Consider the following 10,136-nt stretch of genomic DNA (forward strand, 5'->3'; position numbering starts at 1 on the left):
CGCGGAACCCGCCGCCGCGCCTGCGGAGCAGGCCGTGCCCGCCGCCCCCGCCGCCGCATCGTCCGGCGGAACCTACGCCCCTGCCGCCGCATCGTCCTCCTCGGAGGAGAAGTCCGACGCGGTGCTGGTGGGCTACGGCGTCAAGGCGGGCTCGGCCCACCGTCGCCCGCGCACGGACGATGCGCTGGAGGCGATCGGCGGCGCCGAGGACATGAGCGAGTACCCCGTGCTGGCCAAGCCGCCGGTGCGCAAGCTGGCGAAGGAGCTGGGCGTGGACCTCACCACCGTCTCGCCGTCCGGCCCCGGCGGCCTGGTGACGCGCGAGGACGTGGAGCAGACTGCGAAGTCGATGAGCGGGCGCGCCCTCGCCACCTACGCGGGCGACGACCAGCCGTGGCTCGAGTCCGGCTACTCCAAGGACGGCGGGCGGTCGACGCGCGTGCCGGTCAAGTCCGTGCGCAAGCGCACCGCCGAGGCGATGGTGCGGTCCGCGTTCACCGCGCCGCACGTCACGGTGTTCCAGACCGCGGACGTCACCCAGACCATGGACCTGGTGAAGCGCCTGAAGGCCGACCGGGACTTCCAGGACGTGCGCGTGACGCCGCTGCTGATCGTCGCCAAGGCGCTGCTGCTGGCCGTCCGCCGGCACCCCGAGGTCAACGCCTCGTGGGACGACGCCTCGCAGGAGATCGTCTACAAGCACTTCGTGAACCTGGGGATCGCGGCGTCGACCCCGCGCGGCCTGCTGGTGCCGAACATCAAGGACGCGCACCGCCTGCCGCTGCACGAGCTCGCGGTCGAGCTGCAGGAGCTCACCGCCCACGCGCGTGCCAACCGGGTCACCCCCGCGGCGCTGTCCGCCGGCACCATCACCATCACGAATGTGGGCGCCCTGGGCATCGACACCGGCACGCCCATCCTCAACCCCGGGGAGGCCGCGATCCTGGCCTTTGGCGCCATCCGCGAGCAGCCGTGGGTGCACGAGGGTGAGATCACGATCCGCTGGGTCACGCAGCTGGCGCTCAGCTTCGACCACCGGCTGGTCGACGGCGAGTTGGGCTCGCGGGTGCTCGCCGATGTGGCGCGAGTGATGAGCGACCCGGGTCAGGGCCTGGTCTGGGCCTGACGCCTCCCCGCACCTGACAGCCCGCACGGAGTTCGGCGCGACACGCGGTCGATACGGGCCGATGCGCCGGTTCCGTCCCGCGTGTCGGACTCGACTCCGTGCGCACTGTCAGGGGGTCGGGGTCAAGGTGCCGCGCATCGGCCAGGTGCGCAACGCCTCCCGCCGTTAGCGGGCAGCCCGCGTCATGCGGTCACGCTACGGGGCGGGCTTCCCGGCGCCCTGCTCGGCGGGTTCCGCGGGCTGGGGCGCCGTGTCAAACGCGTCCACGCCGGCGTCGGCCGCAGAGTCCGAACCCACGGCCGCCCCCGCGGGCCCGGCCTTCAGCTCGTGGTCGCCGTCGCGCATCGTCTCGAGGCCGGACTTCTCGCGCAGCGGCAGCTGCGGCACGAAGAGCGCGAGCACCAGCGCGAAGATCACGATGAGGCCGGAGATGAACATGACGCTGGTGATCGCGTCCGCGAAGCCCTCGCGGAACGGCGCGGCCAGGATCGGATCGAGCTCCCGGAGGAAGGACGTGTCGTCGAGCGAGACGCCCGCGCCCTCGGCGGCGTCGAGCGAGCCGCTCTGGACGATCTCGATGACAGCCGCGTTGGTGGGGTTGGCGATCACCTCCGGGTCCTGGATGGTCGCCTGGAACTCGGGGGTCTGCGCAGCGGCCTCGAACTGGCGACCGATGTCGCCGGGGACGTTGCTGAACATCAGGGTCAGGAACACGGCGGTGCCGATTGACCCGCCGATCTGCCGGAAGAACATCACCGAGGCTGAGCCCACGCCCATGTCGCGCGGCTCGACGGCGTTCTGGACGGCGAGCATGTTGGGCTGCATCACGCCGCCCAGGCCCAGACCGAACAGGATGGCACCCATGGAGAGCGTCCACAGCGAGGACTCCGCGGTGAGCGTCGACAGGAACAGGCTGGCAACCACGAGCAGGCTGGTGCCGATGACCGGGAACATCTTGTAGCGCCCGGTCTGGTGGATCACCCGAGCTGACACCGAGGCCATCAGCAGGATGCCCAGGGTGAACGGCAGCATCGCAAGTCCGGCCCGCGTGGGGCTCATGTCCTTGGCGATCTGCAGGTACAGGGGCAGCCCCGCCATCGCGCCGAACATCGCGAAGCCCACAACGAAGTTGAGTCCGGTGGAGATGGATACCGTTCGGTTGCGGAACATCCGCGGCGGGAGCAGGGCGTCGTCGCCGGCCGCGCGCTCGGCTGCAAGGAAGCCCAGCACTCCGGTCACGGACAGGATCGACAGCGCGATGACGCCGCCGGAGGTCCAGCCCCACGTGCGGCCCTGCTCGAGCACGATCAGCATGGGCACCAGCGCGACCACGAGGCACACCACGCCCCACCAGTCGATGCGCGCGCGCTTATGCGTGACCGGGAGGTGCAGCACACGCAGGATCACGACCATCGCGAGGATCCCCAGCGGCACGTTCATGAGGAAGATCCAGCGCCAGCCGGCAAATCCGAGGATCTGGTCGGCGCCCGCGAAGAAGCCGCCGAGCACCGGGCCCAGCACGGACGCGACGCCCCAGACCCCGAAGAACGCGGCCTGGTACTTGGTGCGCTCGCGGGGGCTGAGGATGTCGCCCACGATGATGAGCGCGAGCGCCATGAGCCCACCGGCGCCGAGCCCCTGCAGGCCGCGGTAGGCGGCGAGCTGGTACATGTCCTGCGCGGTGCCGCACAGCAGCGAGCCCACCACGAAGAGCGAGATCGAGACGATGTAGAGCGGCTTGCGGCCGAAGATGTCGGAGAGCTTGCCGTACAGCGGCGTCGAGATGGTCGCCGCGATGAGGTAGGCGGTGGTGACCCAGGCCTGCAACGTGAGCCCGTTGAGATCGTCGCCGATGGTGCGGATGGCGGTCGCGACGATCATCTGATCGAGCGCCGCCATGAACATCCCGACGACGAGTCCGCCGACGATGAGATTGATCTGCCTGCGATGCAGGAGCGGCGATGCCTCGGTGGGCGATGCCTGGGTCATGGTGGGACCTCACTGTGGGGAAACTGCCGGACGTGCGGGTGCGTCCGGGCCGAGCGATGGCGCGCGGTGACGGGGATTGATTCTACGCCCGAGGAGTTCAACCGCTGCGGGGGCGAGGCGATTCCCGCGGGTGGGCGCGCCCTAGGCTGAGAGGCATGTCCATCGAGCTGCTGGTGACGATGTCGGCGGGTCTGCGCGACCTCGCGATCGCCGCCACGGCGGGAGCGCTGCTCATCATCGCCGGGGTGGTGCCCGCCGGTCATCCGGCGGCAGCGCGGGCCGCGCTCGTCGCGCGCGTCGGGTCGGTGACGTGGGTGGTTGCCGCGCTGACGCACTCCATGGCGACGTACGCTTCGATCCGCGGGTCCCTGCCGGACGCCTCACGATTCGTCGAGGAATGGTGGGGCTACTCGACCTCGGTGGACCTGCTCGAGGCGTACCTCCAAGTGCTGGCAGCGGGCGCGGTGGCCTCGGTGCTGTGCACCCTGGTGCGAACCCCCGCCGCCGCGGCGTGGTCGCTGGTGCCCGTCGCGTGGGCCCTTGGCTGGTTGGCTCAGACCGGGCACGCCGCCGGTGCGGCGGACCATCACCTGGCCATCTCGGCGATGTTCCTCCACCTGGTGGGCGCGACCGTCTGGACCGGGGTCATCGGGACGATGCTGGTGTTGCGGGGGCCGTTGGGTCTCACGGCCAAGGACGCCATGAGCCGGGCGTCGCGCATCGCGATCTGGGGCGCGGTCGCCGTGGTGGTGTCGGGCGCGGTCAACGGCTGGATCCGGCTGGCGTCACCCGCCGACCTGTGGGGCTCGGACTACGGCCGGCTGCTGATGGCGAAGATCGCGCTCATGGGCGGTGCGATCGCGCTCGCGCTGCTCCACCGCCGCAGGTACCTGCCGAGGCTCGGCGAGCCGGAGGTGCTGGCGCGGTTCTGGCGCCTCATGTCCGTTGACGTGGCCGCGCTGGTCGCTGTGATGGGACTCGCGGCGGTGCTCGCCTCCACGGCGCCGCCGATCCCCATCGTCCCCGTGGAGGAGCCCAGCCCCGCCTACTTCCTCACCGGCTACGAGCTCCCGCCGGAGTCGACCGCGCTGACGTGGATCTCGCTGTGGCGGCTCGAGATCATCTCCGCCCTGGTGCTGGTCTCGATGGGGGCGGTCTACGTCCGGTGGGCCGTCCGGCTGATGCGACGCGGCGACGCGTGGGCCTGGTACCGCACCGGCAGCTGGCTGGCGGGCATCGCGCTCATGCTGTGGATCACGCAGTCGGGCCCGGCCATCTACGGGATGGTGACGTTCTCCGGCCACATGCTCGAGCACATGCTGCTGGTCATGGTGGCACCGGTGCTGCTGACGTTCGGCGCCCCGGTGACCCTGGCGCTGCGGGCGCTCCCGCCGCGCAAGGACGGCTCGCGCGGCCCGCGCGAGTGGGTGAGGACGGTGGTCGAGTCGCGGTGGATGCGCTTCTGGGCCCACCCCATCGTGGCCGCCGTGAGCTTCGCGGGATTCCTGATCGCGTTCTACTACACGCCGCTGTTCGAGTTCGCGCTGCGCAACCACGCGGGGCACCTGTGGATGGTGGCGCACTTCACCATCGTGGGCTACCTGTTCGTCAACGCGCTGGTGGGCATCGACCCCGGGCCCACCCGGCCGGGCTATGCGCTACGCATCGTGCTGCTGTTCGCCACCATGGCGTTCCACGCGTTCTTCGGCGTCGCCATCATGATGTCGACGGTGCTGCTCGCGCCCACGTGGTTCGGGCTCATGGGCCGCGACTGGGGTCCCGACGCGATCACCGATCAGCAGTACGGCGGCGCGGTCGCGTGGGGGATCGGCGAGCTGCCCGTGGTGCTGCTCGCGATCGGGATCGTGGTGGCGTGGCGCAACGCCGACACCCGGGAGGGACGGCGCCGCGACCGGCAGGCGGATCGGGACGACGACGCGGAGCTGCGGGCATACAACGCCATGCTCGCGCAGACGGCGGCCCACGACGCCGAGGAGCAGCGGGAACGCCGCTGACGTCCGGTGCCCCGACGCGCCTGCGCTCCCGCCCGCCGATTCCCACTGGTCGATGTGACGCCTGTCAACAGGTGTGAAGGCTGGGGCCGTCACATCCTTCACACCTCAGCACATCGGCCACATCGACCAGTGGGAATCGAGGCCGTGCGGTGCTTCTTTCGGGACGATGCGGGGGTTCAGTCCTCGAGGACGGTGCCGTCGGGGACGGTCTCCGGGGACCCGGTGTCCTCGAGCGAGACCGCGCCGCGCACCACCACGCCGGCGCCGAAGGTCCAATCGCCGCGCACGGTGAGCGAGCTGGCCCCCTTCAGCGACGGGGCGCCGTGCGGGAAGCGGGCGTCGAACTTCGTCATCGTCTTGAAGTGCTTCGGGTCCAGGTCCACCAGCGGCGCCGCCTCGACCGCGAGCCGTAGCGCACCGTCGTCATCGAGCCGATAGGCATCGGACCGCAGCAGCAGCAGGTCGTTGGTGGTCTTGACCGGCAGGAACCGGTCGCGACCCACCACGATGGAGGTGGCACCCTCGAACACCTCGATGGCCGCGCCCATGGCCGTCTCGATCTGGAACACCTCGGGCGAGGTCGAGTCCGTGGGGTCCACGGTCTTGACGTTGCGGATCAGCGGCAGACCCAGCACCGCGCCGCGTTCCGTGAGGGCCGAGTACAGGCGATCCAGGTCGAACCACAGATTGTTGGTGTGGAAGTACGGGTGGTGATGCTCGTCCGTGAAGAAGTGCATCTCGTCGGGCGCGGTCTGCGCGGTGTCGCGCAGGATCAGGCGGCCGTCCGACTTCCGGATCGCGAGGTGTCCGCCCTTGCGGTCCGCGGCGGTGCGCGGGCAGAGCTCGGCGGCGTACGGCGCGCCCGAGGCGGCGAACCAGCCCGCGATGGTGGCGCTGGGCACGGCGCCCAGGTTGTCGGAGTTGCCCGTCGACGCGTAGCGGTAGCCCTGGTCGAGCAGCGCCTCGAGGATCCCGGACCCCAGCAGCGCGGTATAGATGTCGCCGTGGCCGGGCGGGCACCATTCGAGCGTGGGGTCCTGGGGCCACTCCACCGGCATGAGGCCGTCGACCAGCAGCTTGGGCTCGGCGTTCTGCAGGAAGTCGAGCGGCAGGCCTTCGACCGCGATGTCCGGGTGCGCGGCGAGCGCCTCGAGCGAATCGTCCTGGGTCCGGAAGCTGTCCATCAGCACCAACGGCAGCCGCGCACCGTAGGCCTGCCGCGCGTGGCGCACCTGCCCCACGATGAGGTCGAGGAAGGTTCTTTCGTCCCGCACTGGAAGCAGCGACTTGGCGCGGTCCATCCCCATCGAGGTGCCCAGGCCGCCGTTGAGCTTGATGATCGCGGTCTTGGAGAACGCCTCGCGCGCCGCGTCCTCATCGATCTCGACCCCCGCGAGGAGGGGCGGGTCCAGCAGGGGTTCGATGGTGTCCTCGAGGATGAGGCCGGTCGCGCCGGCCTCGAGCTCCCCGAAGTAGTGCGAGAAGACGTCGATCGCGGTCTGGTCGACCCCGGCCGCGGCCATCTTGGACTGGGCGGCGATGAGTCCGGCTGCAGTGCTCATGGTGTCGAGCCTAGGGGGTCGCGGACGGTCGCGGAAAGGCGGACCGGGCGACCCGCTCTGTCCACAGATTTCATCCACAGGTGTGTGTAGAGACGGCGTTCCCCGCCTGCGGAATGTGGATGACGTTGTGAGTCGCGAAAATGCCGCGAATCGGGCTTGCGCGGGCCTCGCGCGGAGGAGTAGAAATCCCCTATCGAAAGGGCGTGCGACGCGCTGGGGGGACGCGAAAGCGTTGCCCGAGAGCCGTCGGACCCGCACCGCGGCCCCTCCCCCCGGGGGCGCGGACGGGGGCGACGGAGGGGGCGCGCACGCCGGATCGGACTTCTCGGACAACGTCGGTCCGTGTCCGCTGACTCGCCATGCGAGGCGGCGCGACCTGTGGGTGACGGCACAGGGCTCGACGGGCCCGGGAAGTCGGCCGAGAGGTCGTCTCCGCAATACGGGTACTACCGGCGCGGACTCTCGAGCGACACGGCAAGGCCCCCCGGATCCGAATTCCGGGGGGCCTTCGCCGTTCCCGGGGTCGCGCCGCGACACGCGGCTCTCGCCGCCCTGGCGGCGCCTCCGCCCGTGACACACTTTCGTGAACCAGCGCTGCACGGGAGGGCGTCATGACGGACACGGTGGAGGCGCCGGCTGAGGAAGCCCCTGTTCGCACCCACCGAGGCAACGGGGTGGGCATCGCCGCCTTTGTCTTCGGAGCCCTGGGCCTCGGGCCCGTTGCGCTGATCCTGGGTGCGATGGGTCTCGCCCGGTGGCGGGACGGACGCGCATCGCGCCGCAGCTGGCCGCTGGCTGGATTCATGCTCGGGATCATCGGCACCGTTTCAGGGGCGGCGCTCGCGGTGCTCTATGCGACCTCCGGCGCGGCCGACGCCGCGGAGGACGCGCATGCGAAAGTCGATGTCATCAACGTGGGCAATGCGGTGGTCGACTACTACGCCCCGCAGGCCCAGGCGCCGCTGCCGGTGATCGGCGCGACCGCGGACGGGTACGACGTCGCAGGTGTCGCGGTGCCGTCGACCATGGCGGGCACGTGGCTCCCGGAGATCCACGGCGCCAGCGCCTACGACTGGTGCGTGTCGCTGAGCTACGAGACGGGCGCGGGCGACCGCGAGGTCGGCTATTCCGCGACGGCAGGACTGGTGGACGCCTGTCCCGGATCCTGACCGCGGGCGACGCGAGTTTTCCCGAAGTGACAAATCCTACATTTCGATGCTGGCACCTGCGCAAAGACTGCGACAGGATGTTTCAGGGTTGCACCATGCAACCCGATAACACCATTGACGATGTGCGAAGCCTGTCACTCCCCAGCACCCTCAGCGTTAGGGAACTCGCCAGGCTGGCAACCGCCATGTGCATCGTCTCCACAGAACAGGAGAGATACATGAACAAGTGGACCATCCTCCAGAACAGCAAGGTCATCCGCATCACGGCGAGTGCAGGCACGCTCGTCGCGGTGGCCACGCTGGTGGGCGCCGGCTATAAGTGGTCCTAAGCCAGCGGGGGCGTGAGGGCGGTGCCGGGAGGAGACTCCTGGCGCCGTCCTCGCGCCTCGCCGCCTACCTGGCGGCCGTGTCTACCCTCGGTGTGTCGGGCATCGCGCTCGTCCTGGTCGCTACCCCCTGGTCGACCACCCTCACCGAGGATCTGTTCTTTCCGACAGTGTTCCTGGCGGTTGCGGCGATCGTGGGTGAGCTGCGCCGCATCCGGCTGATTCGCGGCGGCATCGAGGTGGGCTCCCTCTCGACGTCGGCGCCGTTCGTGATCGCGCTGGTCGCGGTCGCCGGAGTGGGCACCGCGGTGCTGGTTCAGGCGATCGCGAGTCTCGCGGACGACGCGATCAACCGCCGGGCTTTCAAGAAGTCGCTCTTCAACACGTCTCAGTACGCGCTGAGCGTGCTGTCCGCCGGCGCGGTGTACTCCTGGCTCTCCGACTCGCCGTTCCTGGGCACACCCACCGCGGTTGGCGCGGAGGACATCGGGGCGCTGCTGGTCGCCGGTGCCGCCATGATCAGTATGAACTGGCTGCTGGTCGCCATCGTCATCGCCCTCGCGACGGAGACGCCGCTATGGCCCGTGCTTCGCGACGATTTCCGGTACTCCTTCGTCACCCACATCGTCCTGCTGTGCGTCGGAGGCATCGCCGCGCTCGTCGCCGCGGACGGCGTCGGGGCGCTCGCGTTGCTCGCCGCGCCCGTTGTGGCCGCGCATATGTTCGCCGCGGCCGCTGCGCGGCACGCGCACGATGCGACGCACGATTCGCTCACCGGACTGGGCAACCGGGGTCAGCTGAACCACGCACTCAATCGCGCGTTCGAGGTCGCTCAGCAGCAGCAGGGTCGGGGGCCCGGCCTGGTGCTGATCGACCTCGATCACTTCAAGGACTTCAACGACACGCTGGGCCACCCGGTGGGCGACGTGATCCTCCGCCAGGTCGCGGACCGGCTGGTCGAGGCCGCCCCGGACGGCACGCTGGTCCATCGGCTCGGCGGCGACGAGTTCGCGGCCGTGGTCAGCGGCGACCTCGCCGAGTCCCGCGCGGTGGCCCGTGCCCTGCTGGAGTCGTTCGAGACTCCGATCCGGGTCGAGAAGCTCGAACTGCTCGTGCGCGCCAGCGCTGGCGTCGCGGTGGCCCCGCAGCACGGCGCTGACGGCGAGAACCTGATGAAGAACGCGGACATCGCGCTCTATCACGCCAAGGTCGAGCGCGACCGGATCAGCACGTACTCGCAGGAGTTCGACATCAACACGGTCGAGCGGCTGCAGCTGCTCGCCGACCTTCGGACGGCGCTCGACTCCGGGCAGCTGTATCTGGTCTATCAGCCGCAGGTCGATCTGAATGATGGCCGCACGGTTGCCGTGGAGGCCCTGGTCCGGTGGCAGCACCCCACGCGCGGCCTGGTGAGGCCCGACGAGTTCATCCAGCTCGCGGAGAACTCCGGACTGATCTTCCCGCTCACCGGCTACGTGCTGGACACCGCGCTCGGCCAGCTCGCGCAGTGGCGGGCCGCCGGTCACGACCTCCGCATGTCCGTCAATCTGTCCGCGCGTCACCTGTCCGACCTCGCCCTGCCCAAGCAGGTGCAGGACGCGCTGGCTCGCCACAGGATTCCCACGAGCGCGTTGGTGCTCGAGGTCACGGAGACGGGCATCCTCTCGGATCCGGTGCGCGCCGACGTGGTGATCAAGGCCCTCCGCGAGCAGGGTGTCGCGGTCGCCATCGACGACTACGGCACCGGCAACGCCTCGCTCAGCTACCTCAAGCGCCTCGAGATCGACGAGCTCAAGGTGGATCGCTCGTTCGTGAGCAACATGGGCGACGACCACCACGACCTCATCATCGTGCGGTCGACCATCGAGCTCGCGCTCGCGCTGGGGCTGCGGGTCGTGGCCGAGGGTATCGAGGACGCGCCCACGGTCGAGTCCCTGCGCCGGCTGGGC

The 10,136-nt window shown here is 70.0% G+C and carries 6 protein-coding genes; 4 read left to right on the forward strand and 2 right to left on the reverse strand.

Annotated features, from left to right (window positions below; genetic code table 11):
• Positions 1-1,126 (forward strand): dihydrolipoamide acetyltransferase family protein (locus tag Q0L54_RS07845; RefSeq protein WP_296666877.1); only part of this gene is annotated, 1,126 nt, incomplete at its 5' end.
• A gap of 195 nt (positions 1,127-1,321) precedes the next feature.
• Here Q0L54_RS07845 and Q0L54_RS07850 read toward each other — a convergent pair.
• Positions 1,322-3,115, reverse strand: a complete 1,794-nt coding sequence (locus Q0L54_RS07850) for an MDR family MFS transporter (RefSeq protein WP_296666879.1) — start codon at positions 3,113-3,115, stop codon at positions 1,322-1,324.
• A 155-nt stretch (positions 3,116-3,270) separates the two neighbouring features.
• On the opposite strand from Q0L54_RS07850, the gene Q0L54_RS07855 reads away from it, so the two are divergent.
• The gene (locus tag Q0L54_RS07855) at positions 3,271-5,130 is read left to right on the forward strand and encodes a cytochrome c oxidase assembly protein (RefSeq protein WP_296666882.1); all 1,860 of its coding nucleotides are present in this window, start codon (positions 3,271-3,273) and stop codon (positions 5,128-5,130) included.
• Between the two features lie 176 nt (positions 5,131-5,306).
• Here the strand turns inward: Q0L54_RS07855 and Q0L54_RS07860 are convergent, their stop codons facing one another.
• Complete coding sequence (locus Q0L54_RS07860; protein ID WP_296666884.1) at positions 5,307-6,692, reverse strand: UTP--glucose-1-phosphate uridylyltransferase; 1,386 nt, start codon at positions 6,690-6,692, stop codon at positions 5,307-5,309.
• A gap of 611 nt (positions 6,693-7,303) precedes the next feature.
• On the opposite strand from Q0L54_RS07860, the gene Q0L54_RS07865 reads away from it, so the two are divergent.
• Positions 7,304-7,861, forward strand: coding sequence for a hypothetical protein (locus Q0L54_RS07865; RefSeq protein ID WP_296666886.1), 558 nt, complete (start codon positions 7,304-7,306; stop codon positions 7,859-7,861).
• A 406-nt stretch (positions 7,862-8,267) separates the two neighbouring features.
• On the forward strand, positions 8,268-10,136 hold a 1,869-nt coding region (locus tag Q0L54_RS07870; protein ID WP_296666888.1), incomplete at its 3' end, for an EAL domain-containing protein.

The sequence above is a fragment of the Demequina sp. genome (assembly GCF_024642165.1).
GTDB lineage: Bacteria > Actinomycetota > Actinomycetes > Actinomycetales > Demequinaceae > Demequina.

Bases quoted from the DNA above. Each gene is read 5' to 3' on its own strand.
- Q0L54_RS07865 (WP_296666886.1), top strand. From the start codon at position 7,304: ATGACGGACACGGTGGAGGCGCCGGCTGAGGAAGCCCCTGTTCGCACC.
- Q0L54_RS07855 (WP_296666882.1), top strand. From the start codon at position 3,271: ATGTCCATCGAGCTGCTGGTGACGATGTCGGCGGGTCTGCGCGACCTC.
- Q0L54_RS07850 (WP_296666879.1), bottom strand. From the start codon at position 3,115: ATGACCCAGGCATCGCCCACCGAGGCATCGCCGCTCCTGCATCGCAGG.
- Q0L54_RS07860 (WP_296666884.1), bottom strand. From the start codon at position 6,692: ATGAGCACTGCAGCCGGACTCATCGCCGCCCAGTCCAAGATGGCCGCG.